Raw genomic sequence first — 22,101 nt, forward strand, 5'->3', positions numbered from 1 at the left:
TGTCATCATATTCGTCGTCAGAAAACAAGTATTATGCCATTATTTCAATGAGTTATCTTTTTTTGTCGTGTACAGAGTTGAAATTATAAATTAATTGCATGTCTTTAAGAATTGGCTTTTTAACGTTTAGTTAAATTGGAACTTCAAAGAAGCAATATACATTTAAATCTCTTCATTAAAACAATAGCATATGACTCGGCAGCTTAGGTTCATGCCAACCAACATCTAAAGCCCGAATAAGATCTACGCTAGCAATCATTCGACTGCCATGAAGCTGTGCAGCGAGTTGCTCTTGCTGCAAGATTCCAGTCCGAATCAATCACATCCAGATAGCTGATACTGCCTTCACGATAATGCAAATGTGAAAGCTGATTGGCATGTCGGGATGACGCAAGTGCTTGTACGTGTGCCTGTATTTGTTGATCTAGAATACGCTGATCAGACAAACCATTTTCAACTTCACGGAAAGCATTCAGCACGGTCTGCCGATAATTGGCTACACTTTGTTCATAGCCTGCACGTGCCTGGGCAACTCCTGCTTTACGTTGTCCGCCATCAAATAACGGTAAAGACAAAATTGTGCCCGCGACAGGGCCGAGTAAAAAAGTTCGACTCGACCATTTACCCAAATCTCCTAAACTTGCTGATTCATAACCTAGCGCACCAGTGAGATCCAGTTTGGGAAAAAAGGCAGCATGGGCAATACCAATGCGTGCATTATCGGCGGCCATAGCCCGTTCAGCAGCAGCGATATCGGGACGGCGTTCAAGCAAGCTCGAAGGCAAACACGCAGGCAGGCGAATCGCAGTAGCAGACAAGGGGTGAATCGCTAAGCTAAATTCGGCAGGCGCTTTCCCAAGTAATACTGCCAATGCATGTTCGGTACTGGCTCGATTCCGTGTAATGCTGAGTGCAGTGCTTTGCGTGGTAGAGAGTTCCGTTTGCGCACGAGAAACATCCAGATCACTGACGAGACCATTGCGATAACGTGCTTGAATCAAATTTTGATTCTCAGTCAGTAACTTGATGTTTTGCGCATAGATGGCTTGCTCAGCATCGAATTGGCGAATCAGAAAGTACGCCTGCGCCACATCTGCTTGCAGTGCTAACAGTGCAGAATGATACAAGGCTTCCTGTTGCTGCACATCTGCGGTTGCTGCATTGACACTGCTAGCAATCCGTCCAAATAGGTCCAGTTCATAAGAGACATTGGCTTGTGCCCGCCATAAGGTACGTGCAGATGTGGATGCATCCGAATCAAGTCCTAAAGAAGCGGGTGAGGGCTTCTGACGGGTTGGCCCAAAACCTGCCCCAATACTGGGTAAACGTTCAGCTTGCGCAGCAGACCTTAAAGCGCGTGAGGCCTGAATATTGGCCGCGGCTGCCTTTAAATTCTGGTTACCCGCAATGGCCTGCTGTTCCAGATCATTCAATTGGGGATCATTAAAAATCGTCCACCATTCACCGCGAGACTGTGCATCGGCAGGTTGCGCGACGGTCCAGTTGGGATCATCCAGTTTGGCATCCGCTTCCTTAAATTGTAGCGGAACAACTACTTTGGCAGGCTGATATTCAGGTGCCAATGAGCAGCCTGCAAGCAGCAGGCTTCCCATGAGTGAGGAGAGTATCCAGTGGGATTTAAATCCTGTCATATCCTGCTCCTTAATGATCGTGTGAACTGTGCAGTGGTGCTTCATGCACAGCTGCCGAATGCAGTTTATGTTTGCTGTTCAGGGTACGAATCAATACATAGAAGGCAGGGGTCAGGAACAAACCAAAGAAGGTCACTCCGATCATACCAAAGAACACCGCAACACCCATGGCATGACGCATTTCAGCACCTGCACCTGTTGATGTGACCAGTGGAACCACACCCATAATGAAGGCGATTGAAGTCATTAAGATCGGACGTAAACGTAATCGGCTGGCTTCAACCGCAGCATTAAATGCGGTCGCGCCTTGCATTTCCAATTCTCGGGCAAATTCCACGATCAAGATGGCATTCTTACAGGCCAGCCCGACCAGTACCATCAAGCCGATTTGGGTAAAGATGTTGTTATCACCGCCTGTGAGCCAAACGCCAGTCAGTGCAGCTAAAATACCCATTGGGACAATCAGAATCACGGCTAATGGCAAGGTCAGGCTTTCATATTGCGCAGCCAAAACCAAGAACACCAATAACACACTGATCGGGAATACCCACAACCCAGCATTACCTGCCAAGATCTTTTGATAGGTCAAGTCGGTCCATTCGAACTTCACCCCACGCGGCAAGGTTTCAGCGGCAATTCGCTCAACTGCAGCTTCGGCTTGGCTCGATGAATAACCCGGTGCAGGTCCACCATTAATATCAGCTGCGGTATAGCCGTTATAACGCACTACCATTTCTGGGCCATAGGTTTGAGTGACATTGACCAGAGAAGACAGCGGCACCATTTGCCCAGCATTGTTACGGGTTTTAAGCTGTAAAATATCTTCGGGATTGGCACGGAACGGTGCATCAGCTTGGGCACGTACCTGATAGACGCGACCAAAGCGGTTAAAGTCATTCACATATTGTGAACCGAGGTAAATCTGCATGGTATTAAATACATCGGTCACGGCAACACCTTGTTGCTTGGCTTTGACCCGATCCAAATCAACATTCAATTGCGGTACATTGATTTGATAACTGGAGAACATTGGCCCCAATTCGGGTGCAGATTGTGCCGCCTTCATAAAGGATTGGGCTGCGTTATTTAAATCGGCATAACCTAAAGCACCGCGATCTTCGAGTTGGAGTTTAAAGCCGCCCATTGTGCCGAGACCCATCACGGGTGGTGGCGGGAATACTGCAATATACGCATCTTGAATCGCGGCGTATTTCTGATTCAAAGCACCAGCAATAGCATTGGCTGAAAGATCGGCTGCTTTACGTTCAGCAAATGGTTTTAAGGTCACAAACACAATCCCTGCGCTGGAGCTGTTAGTAAAGCCATTAATCGATAAACCAGGGAAGGCCACTGCACTTTCTACGCCGGGTTGTTTCAGTGCCGCATCACTCATTTTACGAATCACGGTTTCGGTTCGATCTAGTGAGGCACCATTCGGCAATTGGGCAAAGCTGATCAGGTATTGCTTATCTTGTGCAGGGACAAAGCCACCCGGAACGATATAAGAAATCCCAATGGTCAGACCGAGTAGTACTGCATAGACACCCATCGCTGAGGTTTTATGTGAAATCACCCGACTGACGCCACGACCATATTGATCCGATGCGCGTGAGAATACGCGGTTAAACAGGGCAAAGAAGCGTCCGAAGACACGGTTCATCACGCGGGTAAGGAAGTCAGGTTTGGTATCATGACCTTTCAGCAACATGGCTGCCAAAGCAGGTGACAGGGTGAGTGAGTTGAAGGCCGAAATCACGGTTGAGATGGCAATGGTCATGGCAAATTGTTTATAGAATTGCCCCGTTAATCCTGTCATAAAGGCCAGCGGGACGAACACGGCAACCAAGGTCAATGCGATGGCTATAATCGGTCCACTGACTTCACGCATGGCACGGTAAGTCGCATCTCGTGGACTGAGTCCTGCTTCAATATTCCGTTCGACATTCTCCACCACCACAATGGCATCATCAACCACGATCCCGATAGCGAGCACCATCCCGAACAGTGACAGGGCATTAATGGAATAACCAAAGGCCAGCATTAAGGCGAAGGTACCAATGATTGAAACAGGCACTGCCAGTAAAGGAATGATTGAGGCACGCCATGTTTGTAAGAACAGGATCACCACCACAACCACCAGTGCAATCGCTTCAAGCAGAGTATGAATCACCGCTTTGATACTTGAACGCACGAATTGGGTTGGGTCGTAAACGATATCGTATTTAATCGAGGCAGGAAAATCTTTGGACAGTTCCGCCATGGTGCTACGCACTTGGTCCGAGACCTGTAAGGCATTTGCACCCGGTGCTTGGAAAATTGGAATCGCCACCGCCTGTTTATTGTCCAGTAATGAACGTAAGCCATATTGTGAAGCGGCCAGTTCAACACGGGCAACATCACCCAAGCGCGTTACCGCACCATCTGCTGCCGTTTTTAAAATAATATCGGCAAATTCCTGTTCGGTACTTAAACGACCTTGCGCATTCACCGAGAGCTGTAAAGGTGAATTATTGGGCGCTGCACCAATCGTTCCTGCGGCAACCTGAATATTCTGTTCACGAATCGCATTGACGATTTCGGTGGCGGTGAGATTGCGCTGAGCCACTTTTTGTGGGTCTAACCACACGCGCATGGCGTAATCGCCTGAACCAAATAGACCGACTTCACCCACACCTTGCAGACGTGCCAGACGATCTTTGACATTGAGCACGGCATAGTTACGCAAGTAGGTCATGTCATAGCGATTATCGGGTGAGGTGAGATGCACCACCATAGTCAAGGTCGGTGAACTTTTTAGTGTGGTCACACCGAGACGTTGTACATCTTCAGGCAAACGTGGCAGGGCTTGAGAAACCCGATTCTGGACCAGTTGTTGGGCTTTATCGGGATCAATGCCGAGTTTGAAATTGACGGTAATGGTTAGGTTGCCATCGCTGTTGGCTTGAGACTGCATATACAGCATGTTCTCTACACCGTTGATGGATTCCTCCAACGGAGAAGCAACCGTTTCAGCAATCACTTTAGGATTGGCACCCGGATATTGGGCACGTACCACCACAGAGGGTGGCACCACTTCTGGATATTCAGAAATAGGCAGTTGGAAAAGGGAGAGTAAGCCCGCCAGTAGAATCAGGACGGACAGCACCCCAGCAAAGATCGGACGATCAATAAAGAATTTAGAAATATTCATGCGGATTAACCTTTTGCCGAAGTTGGGGTTTTTTCTGTAGGCTGAGGTTGTTGTGCTGTGTTATCTGTGATGATTTGAGGATTCGGCATGGAGACCAGATGTGGACTCACAGGATCACCCGGACGGATACGTTGTAAACCATTCACCACGATTCGATCACCGACTTGCAGACCACTATTGATGATCTGTAGACCATCTTGTTGTGCACCCAATTTAACTTCACGATATGCAGTTTGGTTTTTCGCATCGACCACAACCACAAAACGTTTGTCCTGATCGACACCAATCGCAGTCGGGCTAATCAGAATCGCTGCACGAGGTTGTCCACCGCCCAGACGAATGCGGGCATACAGTCCAGGGAGCATCACCCCTTTGGGATTATCGAAAGTGGCACGAACCCGAATGGTACCTGAGGTAGTATTTAGATTATTGTCGATGGAACTGATATAACCTTCACGGCTAAAACCAGACTCATTGGCGAGACCTAAATAGACAGGAACTTGGGCTGAATTGCGTTGATTGCTGATGTATTTTAGATAAGTCTGTTCATCGACATCGAAAGAAGCATACAGACGCGACACCGAAACCAAATTGGTGAGAACTTGGGCACCATTGCCTGCTGAAACCACGTTACCTACCGTGACTTCGGCACGGGAAATACGTCCACTGACAGGGGCAGTAATACGGGTATATTCCAGATTTAAACGGGCGGTTTCCACTGCGGCTTTGGCTGCTTGTAAGTTGGCATTGGCTGAGCGGGCTTCATTTTCCGCTTGGTCGAGTTCTTGATGAGCAATTGCGTTACTTTGGATTAAACGCTGGTTGCGGCCTAAGTTAGCTGAAGAGTAAGTCACTTGTGCTTCCGCAGAAGCCAGTTGCGCTTTGGCTCGATTCAGCTCTGCTTCAAAAGGGCGAGGGTCAATGGTGAAGAGCAGCTCACCTTTGTTGACCAAGCTACCATCTTTAAAATGCACGGCAATGAGTTTCCCGGAAACTTGGGGTCGAACATCGACTTGATCAATGGCTTCAAGCCGCCCTGAATATTCTTGCCAGTCGGTGATGGTCTGACTGATAACACTAGCGACATCAACGGTTACAGCAGGTGCTGCACTTGCTGTGGGGGTGGCTTTCGCATCTGCATTTTCTTGGAAGAGAATAAAACTGCCACCTGTTGTGAAAATGGCAAGAATGACGGCAGACAGCATTAGCTGTTTGCGAGAAAGTGACATGGGATGCTCCTGGTTATTTGAATCCCTGTTTTCAGACTTTTTATTTTGGTCTGTATGGGAGAAACAGGTTTATGGAATGAAAGGAGCATAAAAGTTTGTCAATTACGAATAAATATACTAAATTTGATAACACTATTCGTATTTTTATAATAATTGTTGTGTGAAACTGAAAAAATGCAGCAATGAGGAGTGGGCGTGTGGATCTATTTCATGCAATGAAAGTCTTCAATAAAGTGGTTGAAACCAACAGCTTTAGTCTGGCTGCAGATAGCCTTGGACTACCACGTGCATCGGTCACGACCACGATTCAGGCTTTAGAAAAACATTTACAAGTTCGCTTACTGAATCGCACCACGCGTAAGCTTAGCCTAACACCAGATGGTGCTGTGTATTATGACCGAACACTAAGAATTCTGGCCGATGTTGAAGATATAGAGGCATCCTTCCATGATGAGGAACGAGGACCGCGCGGACGGTTACGTATTGATGTGCCTGTCTCGATTGGTCGTTTGATTCTAATTCCACGATTAAGAGAATTTCATAACCGCTATCCCGATATTGATCTGGTCATAGGCATGAATGATCGTCCTGTGGACTTGGTCGGTGAGGCGGTGGATTGCGCAATTCGGGTGGGAGAGCTACAGGACTCGAGCTTGATTGCCCGCCGTATTGGTACGTTCCAGTGTGCTACGGCAGCATCAGCATGTTATTTAGAAAAATATGGTGAACCGAAGACACTTGAAGATTTACAAAAAAATCATCAAGCCATTCATTTCTTTTCCAGCCGTACAGGGCGCAACTTTGACTGGGATTTTGTGGTCGATGACTTAATCCAAAGTGTTAGTGTCAATGGACAGGTTTCCGTCAATGATGGCGATGCTTATATCGATTTGGCGCTGCAAGGATTTGGTTTGATTCAAGGTCCACGTTATATGCTGACCAATCATTTTGAGGCAGGAACGTTAAAAGAAGTATTGCCAAAATGGACACCTGCACCAATGCCAATTTCAGCAGTTTATTTACAGAGTCGCCATTTATCACAAAAAGTAAGAGTCTTTGTCGATTGGGTAGCGGAGCTATTTGCTAGTTGTCCATTATTAGGTGGTAGTGCTTTGCCGCTAGATGAAAAATGTGCATTTGCCTGCGATCAGAAAAGCAACCATGAATATACCCTTCGAACTTTGGTCGAGCAGCATAATATTGCTGAAGCTCGGACCTTAAAGACTTAAATAGAATTTCAAAAAGCTATTTTTTTTATTTTTGAGTTTATAAAATCGATCTTGGAATAATTAAAATAGTTTCTATTATCATAGTTACTTGTCTGAAAATTAATTAAGAAAAATAAAAAATATGGTAAAAAAAACACTCAACAAAAAGTTGAAAAAAATATTAAAAATCAATAGGAAAATTCATGAATAAAATTTATCGATTAGTATGGAATTCTACACATCTTTGCTGGCAAGTTGTGAGTGAAATCGCAAAAGGGGGCATTGCCGCAGAGCAAACTGCAACAAAAAAAGAATCCAAAATTACCCTAGGCTTTACTACAAAATTAGCAGCGTTTTTTGCTGTGAATGTTTTGAGTGCAAGTATTGCATTTGCAGGACCAACAGGTGGGGTGGTGAGTTCAGGCACAGCGAGTATTTCAACTGCAGGAACGACCACAACTATTAACCAGTCAACATCAAAAGCTGCGATTGATTGGAGTAGCTTTTCGACTAATAGCAATGAAATTGTGAATTTTGTGCAGCCCAATAGTAGCTCGATTACTTTAAACCGAGTTACGGGTACCAGTGCTTCAACTCTAAATGGTCAATTAAATGCCAATGGACAGGTATTTATTATCAACCCAAATGGCGTGCTATTTGGGAGTACTTCACAGGTCAATACAGCGGGTTTAGTAGCATCCACCTTAAATCTAAGCAACAGTGATTTTAATAACAACCTATTTAATTTTAGCAATACGAGTAACAACAAAGTTGTTGAGAACCGAGGAAAAATTACCGTGCCTACAGGTGGTACAGTGGCTCTGATTGCCCCGACAGTAAAACAAACAGGCACGATCAAAGCACCGCAAGGCAATGTATTATTGGTAGCAGGCGGTGATATTACCCTAAATTTAAATAATGGTAGTTTGTTGGGTTACACCATTAATCAAGGTAAGGCGCAAGCTCTTATTAACTCAGGCGGAATGATTCAGGCGGATGGTGGTAAAGTTGTACTGACGGCAAAAGGTATTGATGAATTAAGCAATGCAGTGGTCAATAGTGTTGGTATTATTCAAGCCCAAACAGTGAATAATGTTCGTGGTGTGATTGAGCTAGGTAGTGATTTAACCAGTGGTAAACTGAATGTCGGCGGTACGCTAGATGCTTCAGCACCTAATGGTGGTAATGGTGGGCAAATTAAAACTTCTGCTGCAGAGGTACATATTAATTTAGGCACCAGTATCACGACACAGCGTAATACAACAACAAGCTTACCGCCGACCACGAGCGGTTGGGAGTTAAAAGCCAAAAATATAGATGTCGATTTCTATGGTGGGACTGTGATTGGTAGCACATTAGGTGATGCCTTAAACAAAGGTAATGTCACTTTGAACGCAATTGGTACAGCAGAGGGTCAAGGAAATATTAATGTCAATGATATTACCAGTTGGAATGCCAATACTGCACTGACACTGACCGCAAGTAAAGATATTAACTTTAATAGTGATTTGGACTTAAGTGGTGATAAAGCCAAACTCGCTATGAACTATGGTGTAGGTGCTGATTACAACTTAAATAATGGTGCTAAAATTAATATCAGTGGTTCTTCACCAACGCTTTTAATTAATGGCACTTCCTATATTGTGATCAATAATTTAGGTGAAGAAGGTGATGCAAACATAAATACTTTACAAGGGATAAATAATAATCTTATAGGGAATTATGTATTAGGTAGTGATATTGATGCCTCGGATACGGTGAACTGGAATGGTGGGTTAGGATTTACTCCAATTGGAGAAGCCCATATGACAAATGATGGTACAACTGTAACGGGTAATATTTTCCAAGGTCAATTTCATGGCTTAGGCCATTCGATTAAAAATATTTCAATTAATCAACCTATTGCAATAGAGTCGATAGAAAATCAAACACTTTCAGGTGTAGGATTATTTGGTGCAGCATCTAATACAATTAGAGATATAAATTTAGATGGAGGAAGTATCTCAGGAACAATAATGGTTGGTGCATTATCTGGGGTACAACTAGGTGGCATTATTAAAAATGTTCACTCATCTGCGCAAGTTAAAGGTGCAGCATCTGTTGGTGGACTGATTGGAGCTAATGGAACGATTGATCAACTTGACAATAAAATAAATGGCTCAGTTATTTTTAATAGTTCATCATCAGGTATAGTGGAAGGAACTTTTATTGTTGGGGGCTTGGTTGGCTCAAATGTTGGTGATATTCTCGGCAGTAGTGCTTCTGGAAATATACAGGCAGTGAATCCAACTTTAGGTGGGCAGGTATTTGGTGGTTTGGTTGGAGCGAATGTCGGGAATATCACTAACAGTTTTGCTTCTGGAAATGTGGGGGGCATTAAAGTTTCTTCAGTAGGTGGCTTAGTTGGAACCTCTAGATCAACGAGAAATCAATCAACGACTATCCAAAATAGTTATGCTACAGGCGATGTATACGCTTTACAAAATGCAGGTGGGCTCGTTGCTGCTTCATATCAAAGTAATACTTCAAATGCTGCGATAGCAAATAGTTATGCTACCGGTATGTGTATTCAGATCGTGGTGATTCTGCAGGTTTAGTGGGGCATAATAACGCAACGATATATAATAGTTACTCAACGGGTTCTGTTTCTAGTGGTGGTTTAGGAAGTAGCTATGTTGGGGGATTGGTTGGTAGTCAAGGTCAATATTCACAGATTATCAATAGCTACTGGAATACAGAAACCTCAGGTCAACTCACTAGTGCGGGTGGAGTTGGAAAAACGACTGCTGAACTTCAACAAATGATGACATTTGCAAATTGGGATATTGCGAATGTATCAGATGCAAACTCAACATCAGTTTGGGTGATTGATGAAAATAACACGACGCCGTGGCTACGCTATAATCATTAACATTTAATAGATTTTATATTTTTCAGACAAGAAGCAAAGCTTCTTGTCTTTCATATGAGCTTTTAATAAATTTAGAGAAAAATGGAATTTTACTTCTATAAAATACTAGGAAAGGGTTATCTAAAAACGCTCTTTTTTATCCCAAATGTTTGTATTCTTTTAGGGATTTCGTCTTTTGTTCATGCTGAAGTTGTTGTTCCTGATAGTGGAACAATTACCAAGCAACTCAGCCCAGAATCATTCCCAAAGGATGCAAAAACTGATCAGCAGTATTTTGATGTTGATGCTATACAACAAAATTATAGTCGAGATCAAACTCCAATTTGGGTGAGTAAGGTTAAAATTGAAGGGAATCATCAAATTAAGACTGAACTTCTATATGATTTAGTTCGTCATTTAGAAAATAAAAATAATATTCTTGCTGACTTACAAATTACAACTGATGAGATCACTCAGTTCTATAAAAAACAAGGCTATTTCTTGGCAAAAGCATATCTACCAAAACAAAAATTAGAAAATGGCGTATTAATTATCAGAGTATTAGAGGGGCAATTAGGTAAAGTTATTTTAAATAACCAATCAAGCATCCAAGATAAAATTATCTATCGTTATACAAATCAAATTCCAGTCAATCAAGCATTACAGCAACAACAGGCGAATAAAACTTTATTACTGATTTCAGATGTATCTGGTGTTGGGCAAATTCAAGCAAATTTACAAGCTGGACAACAGATAGGACAAACAGATTTGGTACTAGATATTCTTGGTCAGAAAGCTATATCAGGTAGAGTTGGAATTGATAATGGGGGAAGTAGCTACACGGGACGATATCGTTTTTCAGGATATTTAGAAAGTAATAGTTTTATGGGATATGGAGAAAAAATTTCTGCTCAACTACTCAGTAGTGATCAGAATTTGGTTTCAGGAAGCATAAATGCACAATTCCCAATCACTGGAAATGGCTTAATCCTTGGAGGAGGTTATAGCAGAACTGAATACAAATTAGGTGAATCGTTCGAATTACTTGAAGCAAAAGGGATATCTGAAAATTATAATTTAAATTTTATTTATCCAGCGATTCGAAGTCAGAAAAAGAATCTTAATTTGAAATTATCCTTTGAAGAAAGGAAGCTCTTTGATGAGATCGCGGCAACAGATACAGAAACCCTAAAAAAGATAGGTGCAAGTCGTATTGCGCTCAACTTCTCGCGCTTAGATGAATGGGGCATAGGAAATTCAAGAGGTGGGATTAATCAGCTAGAATTTATGACTACGATTGGTCATTTAAATATCAAAAGTCCTTCAGCACTAAATATAGATCGCTTATCTGCAAAATCACAAGGCAATTTTAATAAATATGAGTGGAAGCTTTCTAGGCAACAACGTTTGGGTGAATCATCTTGGTTTACTGGAGAGTTATATGGACAATTCTCTTCTAAGAATTTAGATTCAGCCGAAAAATTTTCATTTCATCAAATGCGAGCTTATCCTGCGGCGGAAGGTCTTGGGGATCAAGGCTGGGCAGCATCAATGAATTATTATTATCAATTTTTGCCATGTATCAATACATTTTTATTTCATGATATTGGGCATATTCAACAAAATAAAAATGCTTATCTAAATGAAAAGAACAGTCGATCTTTAGCAAGTACAGGAATTGGTTTAGCAGGAAACTATAAATATTGGGATTATAGTACGACTCTAGCTTGGCGTAATACATCTGCTGCTAAAAGTGATACCGACAGGAGTCCTCGTTTTGCATTTCAAATTGGTTGGCGGTTTTGATTAAGAATAATCCTATGCTTAAGTGTAGTAAAAGTTATTGATAAGGGTGATTTTTGTGAGTAGAAACAGAAAAATGAACTGTATGTTGAAAATAACTGTTAATTAAGCTCAATATGCTTGTTATATAAGAAATGTGACTGATGTGATTCAGTCACATTTGTTCAGATTCTATAGACAGATATAATCTGAATTTATTCGATTTTCGTCTGTTATGTATTTGAAATATATTGATTATTTATAAAATGTTTTTATTACGCAGTAAAAATATACATAATTTTTCAAAAAAAAGGCTACAATTCTATACTTACATCGTTCGAGTGATACCAAATAATTAAGACTGAAGTCATGGTTGATCTCAATAGCTATTTATGCTGTGTTGGATATTGGAGTTTGCATGAGTAAAGACACGTCAGCTTTAGTTGTTGCTGAAGATACGATGTTGTCTCATGATACTGAAACAACATTAGAGCATGTTATCAGCATTATGCCTCAGCTCATTCATTGGCTAATTAAATCTGGGATTGGCTACAATGAGTTCACCACAGCGCTTAAAGCTTTGTTCTATAATGAAGCGATTAAAGAGTTAGAATCGATTAAACAAAAGAAAACAGATTCAGCGATTAGCCTATTGTCAGGATTAAACCGTCGTGATGTGAGAAGTTTTTGCCAAACTTATGGTGAATATACACTGGTAGATCAGTTTAATTTACAATTACCGATCAGCGTTCCTGCGCGTGTTGTTGGTGTATGGATCAATCAAAAATTACCTTTGCAGATTCCCTTTCAAGGTGAAGAGAATAGTTTTGAAAGTCTAGTTAAACAGATTTCTTCAGAAAAGCACCCTAAATCAATTTTATTAGAATTGAAACGCTTAGGTATTGTTGTAGAAGAAAATGACAATGTGATTTTACAAAATTCAAGTTTTACTCCAAATCCACAAGCTGATGAAAGTAAACAGTTATTTACTCAAAATATTTCGGATCATTTGTCAGCAGGAATTAGCAATTTAACTCAAAATACAAATTTTTTAGAGCAAGCGATATTTGCAGATGAGTTGAGTCAAGAGTCAGTAGAAAAATTAAATCAATTGAGCGTTGATCTGTGGAATTTAATGTCTAGAGCGATCATCTCGGCAGCGATCGATCATTGTAAAAATGATGAAGCTAATCCTGAAGCCAACAAACGTTTTCGGCTTGGTGTTTATCAATATAATGAATAAGATATTATAAATGTTAAGTTTTTTGTTTTTTGACTTTTCCTATCTTATCTAAACCTCTCCAAAGTATGGAATAAGAAATTTTATAACCAAAATGCTGTTCAAAAGGTTCAAGTAAATCTTTAATTTGATGGTAAGGCGTTGAATCAATAAATTCTTCGAAGCTTTTTAAGTCCTTAATTGAGAATCTTCTTCCATTACGAATAGCAGGTAGTGGTTTGAGATCTTTAGTATTTTTCTCTAAAGAAATCCATTCATCTAAAGTGGAACGCGCAATATTAAATTGTTTACAGACATTAGATTTATGTTTTGTTTGACGATAAGCCGCCATCACTTTCTTTCGAAGTTCTAATGAATGAGCTCGCATAAAAATTTCTTGCTACTTCCTATACTGTTACGTTACCGATGAATTTAGAAGATCAAAATAATTTTGAGATCAGATAAATTGTTGTTACGCGGTAATTTCCCGACTGTTTTGCTCAAGTTTTTAACACCCCAAAATCTATCATTAAATTCCAATAATGTACATATTGAACATATTTAAAAAATATTTTTTATTTCAGATCATACAATTTTATCCAGTTTTTATACTTTTAAACTATAAAAATTAATTGTTTATATCTAAATCAAGCTTTTTTTATAAAAAAATTTGCACTATTGCGTGCACTAAAACTATATGTTAGTTTTTTAAATATGTGCAGATTACACATTAAATATTGATTTTAATGACTCATACGACAGAATCCATAGATCTGAGTTTTTAATTCTTTAAAAATCAATATTTATCAACAATTAATGAGTTTGCAAAAGGACAACCTAATGAAAAAAACTTTTAAATTATCAGTGATAGCAACAGCGTTATTGGCTGCGAATGTATATGCAGCTCAAACCAATATTGGTACAGGAAATACTGCAACAGGGCCAAATACCACTGTTGTTGGAACGAATAACCAAGCTGGCGATACCACTGTGATTGGTACAAATAATAATAGCAGTGGCGGTGGCTTAGGATTTGTTGGGGGAACAGATAATACTGTGGAAGCGAATGGTGCTGTAGCCGTAGGAAATAATAATACGGTTAAAGGACATTACAGCGTTGCCGTAGGTAGTGATAATACGACTGAAGCGCAAGCAAATACTGCGGTAGGTAACAATATTACGGTCCACGATACTTGGGGAACTGCTGTCGGTGGAAATATTGAAATTTCAGGTGAGCAGGCAAGTGCTTATGGTGACTCTGTTATTGTAAATGGTACGGGTTCAACTGCGATTGGTTCAACTTCAGAAGCAAAAGGTGAGTATGCAACAAGCCTTGGTTTTGGTGCAAAAGCAACAGCAAATAATGCGATTGCAACAGGCAGTAATGCTGCTGCGAGTGGTCTAAATTCGATTGCTATTGGTAATACTGCTGAGGCGAGTGCAGAAGGTGCGATTGCGTTAGGAAATGGTGCAAAAGCCACTGCTAAAGGTGCTGTGGCGATCGGCGCTGGCACAGTCAATGATGTGGAAAATACGGTTTCAATTGGTGATCGTCGTATGACTTGGGTCGCTGATGGTATTGGCGATAACGATGCCGTGAATGTCAAACAATTAAAAGATGCACTTGCGAGTGTTGATACAGCACCAAGCCAAGCAGATCTTGATGCAATTAATAATAAAATCGCCGCTGAAAAAACTGCACGTGAAGCAGGTGATGCTGATCAAGCCAATAAATTAGCTGCTGAAAAAACTGCACGTGAAGCTGGTGATGCTGATTTACAAGCAAAAATTGATAATGAAGCACAACTTCGAGCAAAAGCAGATGCAGATGAAGCGACTGCACGTACAGCTGCAATCAATAACGAAGCTCAACTCCGTGCTAATGCCGATGCAACAGAACAAGCAGCACGCATAGCGGGAGACGAAGCTGAAGCAACAGCACGAATTGCTGGTGATGAAGCAGAAAAAGCAGCACGTATTGCAGCAATTAATACTGAAAAAGATGCACGTATTGCAGGAGATGCTGCTGAGGCGACAGCACGTAACAATGCCGATATTGCTTTAGGAAAACGGATTGATACTGAAACAGCAACTCGTATCTCTGAAGTTAACCGTTTAGATCGACGTGTTGATCAATTAAACACACGTTTAGATCATGTTGAAACCACCGCAAATCGTGGTATTGCGATTTCTTTAGCAACACAACAAGCGATTCCAAGCATTCAGCCAGGGCAAGTGGCTGTATTTGGGGGAGTCGGATATTACGAAGGAGAGGCTGCTGGTGCATTTGGTGTTGTGACATCATTTAGTGACCGTTTCTCTGGAAGTGGTGCCGTAGGTGTTGCAGATGGTGGGAAATTTGGCGGTCGTGCAGGCGTCGCTTATGTCATCGGAGGGAACTAAGTTGGGCTTAGTTATATTAAAAACTGAGTCAAAATTAGTCACAATAAGAAGGATGATGTAATGAAAAAAACTTTTCAATTATCGGTGATTGCTATGGCTATGATAGCCAGCAATACCTTTGCCGCACAAGTCGTAGAAGGCCCTACTGGAAGTGGGACTGGTGGAAACAATGTCAGTGGAACGGATACGATTGCTGTCGGACAAGGAAATGTTGTTGATAATAATAGTACCTCGATTGGTTATTTCAACCGTGCCACTGGCCAAAATAGTTTCGTGGCTGGTTCCAGAAATAATACTAATGACACCAATAACTCTGTAGCAATGGGTGGTTGGAACTTTCAAAATACTCATGGGGATAACAGTATTGCTGTAGGTGCGGATGTTGTAACAGATAAGCTGGGCAGCATTGCCGTAGGTAATAGTATTCAAGTTTATGGTGAAAATGCGACTTCAGTAGGTGGGCACAATCAGGTTGCCGGAAATCAAGCAACTTCATTCGGTGATTGGGCTTGGACTGGTAATGATGCTGCTACCGCGATCGGAAGTCAGACTTATGCAAATGCTAAAAATGCAACGACTCTAGGCTATAATGCAGAAACAGCTGGTGAAAATGCACTACGTATCGGTGCCCAATCCTCTGGATCAGGCTTAAATTCTATTGTGATAGGTAGTCATGCGACAGCGACAACTGAAGATTCAATTCAGCTTGGTTCTGGTGGTGCTGGTGCAGCAGGCATTCCTGGGACATCTATTGCTGATGATAAAAACTCTGTTGCGATAGGCTATGGCTCTGACACACAGGGTCAAGGAGCAAGTAGTGAAAATACGGTCAGTGTTGGTGGTGCTTTAGGAGGGGCAATTCGCCGTATTACTCAGGTGACGGATGGTGTGGATGATAAAGATGCCATTAACATGTCTCAGTTGAATGATGCGATTGCAGGTCTAACTTCTGGCGCTGAATTGATTACTATTGCTGATGGTTTATTGACAACAGAGAAAGAGCAGCGTATTGCGGCTGATACGGGTGCAATAAATGCAATTGCTGCAGAGGCTACAGCACGTGCAGCAGGAGATACTGCATTACAGTCATCACTGAATGATGAAGCACAAAAGCGTGCGAATGCTGATGCAGCCCAAATTGTTGCTCGTACAGCAGCCATCGATAATGAAGCTCAATTACGTGCAGCAGCAGATGAAACTGAAAAAGCAGCGCGTTTAGCAGGCGATGAAGCAGAGAAAGCAGCACGTATAGCAGGTGATGATGCAGAAAAAGCGGCTCGTATTAGTGCAGTTAATGCTGAAGCGCAAGCGCGTATCGCTGGTGATGCGGCTGAAGCAGCAGCGCGTGCAGATGCTGACCTTGCATTAAATCATCGTATTGATGTAGAAGCAGCAACTCGCACTAGTGAAGTGAATCGTTTAGATGGTCGTATCGATCAAGCAAGCCGTCGTTTAGATGATATTGAGAAAAGTGCCTACCGTGGTGTAGCAATTGCATTAGCTGCACAACAAGCTGTACCCAATATCCGTTCTGGTCAAATTGCTTTATTTGCAGGTGTTGGTCATTACGAAGGAGAAACAGCAGGTTCAGTGGGTGTTGTGACCTCTTTTATTGCGAATCGAGTTTCTTTGAGTGGTGCTGTAGGCTTTGCAGGTGGAAATGAAGTGGGAGGACGGATTGGTTTAAGTTATTCATTCTAGAGCTACATAGTCTAAATGAAGATTCAAAAATAAAGAGAATTTGAGTGTTGTGGATTGGCTAATTTTAATTTCAAATTCTCTTTTTTTTGCTCCTCTTGGGTTACTTTTATTCAGCATGGAAGTAACCTTTTTTTATTTTTCGATTAAATCAGCTTATTTGATTGATAGATTGTTATATCTGAGCAATTTAGTTGGTTTAAGTATCTGTTAAAATATTTTGAAATCTATAAAACAGGTGATAAGACATCATCTGTGAAAAATATCGATAATAAGGCTGATTGGGGCAATATGAATGGCAGATATACATTCCAAGCTTTGCTTGATGTTAATGGGGACGTTACTTTTTACAGGCTGTACAGATGAGAATGGTAATTTTAGTGTTGGTGTTAGTTTAGGTGGCACAGGCACAGGTGGTTTATCTGTTGGAACTGAAAGTCCAGTTCCCAAACCTCAGCCAGATATTAACCCTGATCGAATGGAGGATGATGCAGAATATGCAGTTGCATATCCTAATCCTGTTACGCAAAATTGTGATGGTATTGAGCGTACAATTCAATTTGTGAGTCACTATGCACCATTTTCTCCAATGGTGATGGGCGATAGAATGGATCTCCTAAGTATCCATAATGGTTTAAAGGTGAGATATAAATTAAAAGTAGTTGTTAAAAATAATACATCAGCGCCAATGTATGAATATATTAATAGTTGTGATGCTGCTTTTCAGTTAACAGGAACAAAAACATCGAAGAAAGCTCAAACAGATTATTGTTTAAATGATGAAACGGTGAATACCTATCAACCGAATGAGTCTCGAACATATTATTATTCTTTTAATTTACCTAATATTTTACAAAACTGGACTGCAAGCTATCATACACAGTACTCAAAAGAGTTATATGCATCTAGTTACGATGATGAAAATGAGAGTAAGCGAACACAGTGCGCTCCATTAAGTACAATTCTTTTAATCGACCAATATCCTTCAACTAAAGATGGTGCTCCTCCAACATCAAGTACAGGGGGGACAGGAAATAATAATTCTGGATCGAATAATAATTCGTCTACCAATCCTACAGATCAGCCTCCTATTTTTGGCGGTTTTGATTTGGGTGAAGGTGATACTGAAAGTCCTACTTTCGGCGGTTTTGGTTTAGGTGATGAACCTTAAAAGAATGTCTTTTCACTTTTAATGTATTTTTTATGAAATAGAAGGCGATAAATATTTTTATCGCCTTTTTACATTTTCAATACTAGTTATATACAGCGCTACAAATTTAAAGAAATATGAATATGCGAACATATTCAAACTGGTTAGTTTTTAGGATTTTAAGGTTCATAAAAAACTATTTATCAGTTTTTCGCTGTTTATTTGATCGCACTTTTTGCCTGTATCACTTATGAGTTTTTTTTAAATTAACTAATTTAAGATACGTGGATTCAAGCGATGATACTGTTTTTTAAGTGTTGAATCGCAGCATATGCATTCTTTGTTTGATTAATCAGTTAGAATCGTTTTGAAATTCTATTCTCATTTACTTTAACTAGAACGAAGTTTAGGTATTAATCGTAATAACGGGAGTTTTATGTTTTCACCCTATATCCATGCATTTGCATTGTTTTTTTCATTACTGAATCCGTTCCTGATGAGTGTCTACATGGTCGGGATGATTCGGAATACCGATGTAAAAGTATTTAATAAAGCATTGATTCAAGGGAGCTTAATTGCTTTTGCTGTTTTTGCATTATTTGCATGGGGGGGCGAGAATATTTTTAGTCGCTACCTAAATGTAAGATTTGAATCTTTCCAAATATTTGGTGGACTAATTTTTCTTGTCATTGGTTATCGTTATGTGTTTCAGGGTGCAGAAACAATCGGTGAAATGCGTGGTGCTCCTGAGCATTTAGCAGGTACGATTGCTATGCCTTTTATGATCGGACCAGGAACAATTAGTGCTGCGGTTGTCACAGGCGTGAGTGTTCCATTTGGAGGAGCAATTGCTGTGATTGCCCTCACATTGGCGTTAACTTGCAGTATTCTTATCGCGATGAAATACGGACACGATCATTTACGCTACAAGCATGCGAAGTATATTGATCGTTACTTTGACATTATGGGGCGTTTATCTGCCTTACTGATCGGTACAATTGCTGTCGATATGATTGTTAATGGCGTGATGGGACTCATTCAATCTACAAATTTAAATTAAATTATTAGATATAAAATTTTATATGATGAGTATTTATCTAGTTAATAACACATTGTTAATTTTAGATAAAATCTAATAAAAAGGGTCTATATGTAATCCTACTGAAATAATGTTTCGATCTATCATAAAAATAGTTGATGATGTTTTATACATTTATACGTATTTTTACGTTGAGGAATGAACGATAATACACATGTTGTATTCTCCTATGAGTTCTCCTATGTATCCATTAGATCAATTGAACCAAGCACCTGATGATCAGTCAGAGCTTACAATGTCAGTTTTAATGACACCTGATATGGCAAACTTTTCAGGTAATGTTCATGGTGGAGCAATTTTAAAACTGCTTGACCAAGTTGCTTATGCTTGTGCAAGCCGTTATTCAGGCAGTTATGTTGTGACATTGTCTGTTGATAAAGTTAATTTTAAAGAGCCAATTTACGTTGGTGAATTAGTCACATTTTTAGCGAGTGTTAATCATGTAGGACGTACTTCTATGGAAGTCGGTATTCGTGTAGAAGCACAGAATATTCAAAAGCGTACAATCAGACATACCAATACCTGCTATTTCACCATGGTTGCTGTGGATGAGGAGCGTAAACCTAAAGTTGTTCCGACATTAAAATTAGATACGGATTGGAAGCGTTGTCGTTTCGAAGCTGCAGAACAGCGTAAGGACCTACGTTTACAAGAAGTACAGCAACCTTCTTGCAGTATTTTCAAAAAAACTAGCCAGTGTTGATTTATTCATCACATTCCTAGTGATCTAAAAAAAGATCGAACCGCAGCATGGTTCGATCTTTTTTATTTGTAAAGATGAGTCAAATCATTACAAATGTTGTTCTAAAGGGTCTGGAGGAACCTGAAGATCAAATTATTTACTAGCCGTCGGGGCAGCCGATGTTGCTGCATCACTTGCTGTGGTGTCTGTCGTAGCTGGATTTAGAGTTTCAGGTTGCTCTTGATTTGATACAACGACTTTCTCTTCGGTGGTTTTGGTGCTATGTGATTTGTCATGAGCCGAAGCTGCAAATGTTGTTGCCGCTGTTAAAGCAAATGTTGTCGCAATTAAAGTCTTAATGAGTTTCATGTTTGGCATCCATATTTAAACTTAATTAAAAAATTACAGCTTCAATTCGAGAGATGAGTGAGAACAAATCTTGAATTTCTGCATGAGGTTTATGCTAAGCGCCTAAGTTTTTTACAGCAATATTCTTAACAATCTTTTACGGCAAACTTAACAATAGAGCATCATAAAACGTAGTTTTGTGATGCGCTTGTAAAATTATATGCCTGAACCTATCAATAAAATGTATATAAATATGAATTTTTGATTAAAAAATAATCTGAGATTTTACGTGTTTTAAACAAGAGCTTTCTTTTGCAAATAGTTTAATAATTGAATAAAACATTTATATATTAGTTTTAAATAGTATTTTTAGATTAATTTCGTGATTTAATTCACTCTATTTTTATTTTTAATTGAATTGTTTCATAAATTTCATTCTTTATTTTATTTCGCATATTTTTCTCTTTAGAATGAAATAAATTTTTAATGCGAGTAAATCGTGAAGTTTATTGCTCCCAAAATTGTTCCTACTCACATTATTTCTGGTTTTTTAGGTGCAGGTAAAACAACGCTATTGCAGCATTTATTAACTCAAAAGCCTGAAAACGAAGTTTGGGCTGTTCTAATGAATGAGTTTGGGCAAATAGGTGTTGATCAACAACTGATTACTCAACAACAAGGCTATGCTGTCAAAGAACTACTTGGTGGATGCTTGTGTTGTAGCAGTCAACTTCCTATGCAAATTGCACTGGCTCGCTTACTCAGTGAAAGTAAACCTGATCGTTTATTTATCGAACCAACGGGTTTAGGTCATCCTGCACAATTATTGGAACAACTGACCGAGCCACATTGGCAAAGTAGTTTAGCAATGCGTGCTTTGGTGATTGTTGTGGATGGGAGTCGTCTACATGATGAAGATTGGGTGAAACAGAACTTATATACCGATCAACTGAAATCTGCCCAAATCGTAGTCCTCTCGCATATTGATTGTATGTCAGTAGCAGATCATCAAGCCTATGCGGCTTTAAAACAAGAATATGACACTTATGTCCAGCATTGGATTGAAGTTGAGTGTGGCAAAATTGAATTGTCTCAGGTTGATATTATGCAACAACCTGTACAACGTAAGATTCAACCTTTACTCAAGTTACAACAAACACAGGCTATTGAGCCTCCGTTAGAAATAAAACAACTTCCATATCATTATGTAGAAACGGCCCAAGGTTATACCGTTGCAGGTTGGAAATTGCCTAAACGCTGGCAATTTAAATTTTTTGAACTGTTAGATTTGTTGTGTACGCAACAAAATTGGGTCCGTATCAAAGGCATATTTAATACGGATCAAGGTTGGAAAAGTTTTAACTTTAATCCTCAACAATTTAACTATAAGTCTGCCGAAGAGAGTATCGATAATCGAATTGAAATTATTTGCCAATCCGAACAAGATTGGTTGGGGTTTGAAACACAATTATTAAATTGTCGTCTTGATCTAACTGATGCTCAAAATGATTAAAGCCGATATTTTCTGTAATAAAATAGAGTATGCTTAGC

General features: G+C 40.3%; 13 protein-coding genes and 2 pseudogenes. 10 read left to right on the top strand and 5 right to left on the bottom strand.

Annotation, left to right across the window (positions count from 1 at the left end):
* Nucleotides 1-175: 175 nt before the first annotated feature.
* The 3 genes and pseudogenes from CDG56_RS14280 to CDG56_RS14290 all read right to left on the bottom strand — a co-directional run bounded on the left by CDG56_RS14280 (nt 176) and on the right by CDG56_RS14290 (nt 6,071).
* Nucleotides 176-1,652 (bottom strand): annotated as a pseudogene (locus CDG56_RS14280) (efflux transporter outer membrane subunit).
* A gap of 10 nt (nt 1,653-1,662) precedes the next feature.
* Nucleotides 1,663-4,842 (bottom strand): multidrug efflux RND transporter permease subunit AdeG, encoded by a 3,180-nt coding sequence (gene adeG, locus CDG56_RS14285; RefSeq protein ID WP_087548269.1) that lies wholly within the window; start codon nt 4,840-4,842, stop codon nt 1,663-1,665.
* Nucleotides 4,843-4,847: 5 nt separating this feature from the next.
* Entirely contained in the window at nt 4,848-6,071 is a 1,224-nt protein-coding gene (locus CDG56_RS14290; protein ID WP_087548270.1) for an efflux RND transporter periplasmic adaptor subunit, read from the bottom strand.
* Nucleotides 6,072-6,268: 197 nt separating this feature from the next.
* Here CDG56_RS14290 and CDG56_RS14295 point away from each other — a divergent pair, with 197 nt between their 5' ends.
* The 4 genes and pseudogenes from CDG56_RS14295 to CDG56_RS14310 all read left to right on the top strand — a co-directional run bounded on the left by CDG56_RS14295 (nt 6,269) and on the right by CDG56_RS14310 (nt 13,194).
* Nucleotides 6,269-7,300 carry a LysR family transcriptional regulator gene (locus CDG56_RS14295; RefSeq protein ID WP_087548271.1) on the top strand — a complete coding sequence of 344 codons (1,032 nt, stop codon included), beginning with the start codon at nt 6,269-6,271 and terminating at the stop codon, nt 7,298-7,300.
* 182 nt (nt 7,301-7,482) lie between these two features.
* Nucleotides 7,483-10,190 (top strand): annotated as a pseudogene (locus CDG56_RS14300) (filamentous hemagglutinin N-terminal domain-containing protein).
* Nucleotides 10,191-10,271: 81 nt separating this feature from the next.
* Nucleotides 10,272-11,975 (top strand): ShlB/FhaC/HecB family hemolysin secretion/activation protein, encoded by a 1,704-nt coding sequence (locus CDG56_RS14305; protein WP_143225730.1) that lies wholly within the window; start codon nt 10,272-10,274, stop codon nt 11,973-11,975.
* A 394-nt stretch (nt 11,976-12,369) separates the two neighbouring features.
* Complete coding sequence (locus CDG56_RS14310; protein ID WP_087548272.1) at nt 12,370-13,194, top strand: hypothetical protein; 825 nt, start codon at nt 12,370-12,372, stop codon at nt 13,192-13,194.
* A 13-nt stretch (nt 13,195-13,207) separates the two neighbouring features.
* Here CDG56_RS14310 and CDG56_RS14315 read toward each other — a convergent pair whose 3' ends face one another.
* Complete coding sequence (locus tag CDG56_RS14315) at nt 13,208-13,558, bottom strand: transposase (RefSeq protein ID WP_087548273.1); 351 nt, start codon at nt 13,556-13,558, stop codon at nt 13,208-13,210.
* 452 nt (nt 13,559-14,010) lie between these two features.
* On the opposite strand from CDG56_RS14315, the gene CDG56_RS14320 reads away from it, so the two are divergent.
* From CDG56_RS14320 to CDG56_RS14340, 5 genes are all read left to right on the top strand, one after another.
* Nucleotides 14,011-15,573, top strand: a complete 1,563-nt coding sequence (locus CDG56_RS14320) for a YadA-like family protein (RefSeq protein WP_087548274.1) — start codon at nt 14,011-14,013, stop codon at nt 15,571-15,573.
* Nucleotides 15,574-15,633: 60 nt separating this feature from the next.
* Nucleotides 15,634-17,274: a YadA-like family protein gene (locus CDG56_RS14325; RefSeq protein WP_087548275.1), complete on the top strand. Its 1,641-nt coding sequence runs from the start codon at nt 15,634-15,636 to the stop codon at nt 17,272-17,274.
* Nucleotides 17,275-17,566: 292 nt separating this feature from the next.
* Nucleotides 17,567-18,442: a hypothetical protein gene (locus CDG56_RS14330; protein ID WP_087548276.1), complete on the top strand. Its 876-nt coding sequence runs from the start codon at nt 17,567-17,569 to the stop codon at nt 18,440-18,442.
* A 415-nt stretch (nt 18,443-18,857) separates the two neighbouring features.
* Complete coding sequence (locus tag CDG56_RS14335) at nt 18,858-19,481, top strand: MarC family protein (protein ID WP_050040697.1); 624 nt, start codon at nt 18,858-18,860, stop codon at nt 19,479-19,481.
* A gap of 220 nt (nt 19,482-19,701) precedes the next feature.
* Nucleotides 19,702-20,223 (top strand): acyl-CoA thioesterase, encoded by a 522-nt coding sequence (locus CDG56_RS14340; RefSeq protein ID WP_005158145.1) that lies wholly within the window; start codon nt 19,702-19,704, stop codon nt 20,221-20,223.
* Between the two features lie 132 nt (nt 20,224-20,355).
* Here CDG56_RS14340 and CDG56_RS14345 read toward each other — a convergent pair whose 3' ends face one another.
* Nucleotides 20,356-20,571, bottom strand: coding sequence for a hypothetical protein (locus CDG56_RS14345; protein WP_087537190.1), 216 nt, complete (start codon nt 20,569-20,571; stop codon nt 20,356-20,358).
* A gap of 478 nt (nt 20,572-21,049) precedes the next feature.
* Between CDG56_RS14345 and CDG56_RS14350 the strand changes: the two genes are divergently transcribed.
* The gene (locus CDG56_RS14350; protein WP_005158143.1) at nt 21,050-22,063 is read left to right on the top strand and encodes a CobW family GTP-binding protein; all 1,014 of its coding nucleotides are present in this window, start codon (nt 21,050-21,052) and stop codon (nt 22,061-22,063) included.
* The last annotated feature ends 38 nt before the right edge of the window (nt 22,064-22,101 follow it).

Source organism: Acinetobacter sp. WCHA39, assembly GCF_002165385.1.
In the GTDB taxonomy this organism is placed as follows: domain Bacteria; phylum Pseudomonadota; class Gammaproteobacteria; order Pseudomonadales; family Moraxellaceae; genus Acinetobacter.

What these genes read in the sequence shown, in the direction of transcription:
- CDG56_RS14290 (WP_087548270.1), bottom strand. Translation starts at nt 6,071, where the DNA reads ATGTCACTTTCTCGCAAACAGCTAATGCTGTCTGCCGTCATTCTTGCC.
- CDG56_RS14320 (WP_087548274.1), top strand. Translation starts at nt 14,011, where the DNA reads ATGAAAAAAACTTTTAAATTATCAGTGATAGCAACAGCGTTATTGGCT.
- CDG56_RS14340 (WP_005158145.1), top strand. Translation starts at nt 19,702, where the DNA reads ATGTATCCATTAGATCAATTGAACCAAGCACCTGATGATCAGTCAGAG.
- CDG56_RS14315 (WP_087548273.1), bottom strand. Translation starts at nt 13,558, where the DNA reads ATGCGAGCTCATTCATTAGAACTTCGAAAGAAAGTGATGGCGGCTTAT.
- CDG56_RS14335 (WP_050040697.1), top strand. Translation starts at nt 18,858, where the DNA reads ATGTTTTCACCCTATATCCATGCATTTGCATTGTTTTTTTCATTACTG.
- CDG56_RS14325 (WP_087548275.1), top strand. Translation starts at nt 15,634, where the DNA reads ATGAAAAAAACTTTTCAATTATCGGTGATTGCTATGGCTATGATAGCC.
- adeG (WP_087548269.1), bottom strand. Translation starts at nt 4,842, where the DNA reads ATGAATATTTCTAAATTCTTTATTGATCGTCCGATCTTTGCTGGGGTG.
- CDG56_RS14305 (WP_143225730.1), top strand. Translation starts at nt 10,272, where the DNA reads ATGGAATTTTACTTCTATAAAATACTAGGAAAGGGTTATCTAAAAACG.
- CDG56_RS14310 (WP_087548272.1), top strand. Translation starts at nt 12,370, where the DNA reads ATGAGTAAAGACACGTCAGCTTTAGTTGTTGCTGAAGATACGATGTTG.
- CDG56_RS14330 (WP_087548276.1), top strand. Translation starts at nt 17,567, where the DNA reads ATGGCAGATATACATTCCAAGCTTTGCTTGATGTTAATGGGGACGTTA.
- CDG56_RS14345 (WP_087537190.1), bottom strand. Translation starts at nt 20,571, where the DNA reads ATGAAACTCATTAAGACTTTAATTGCGACAACATTTGCTTTAACAGCG.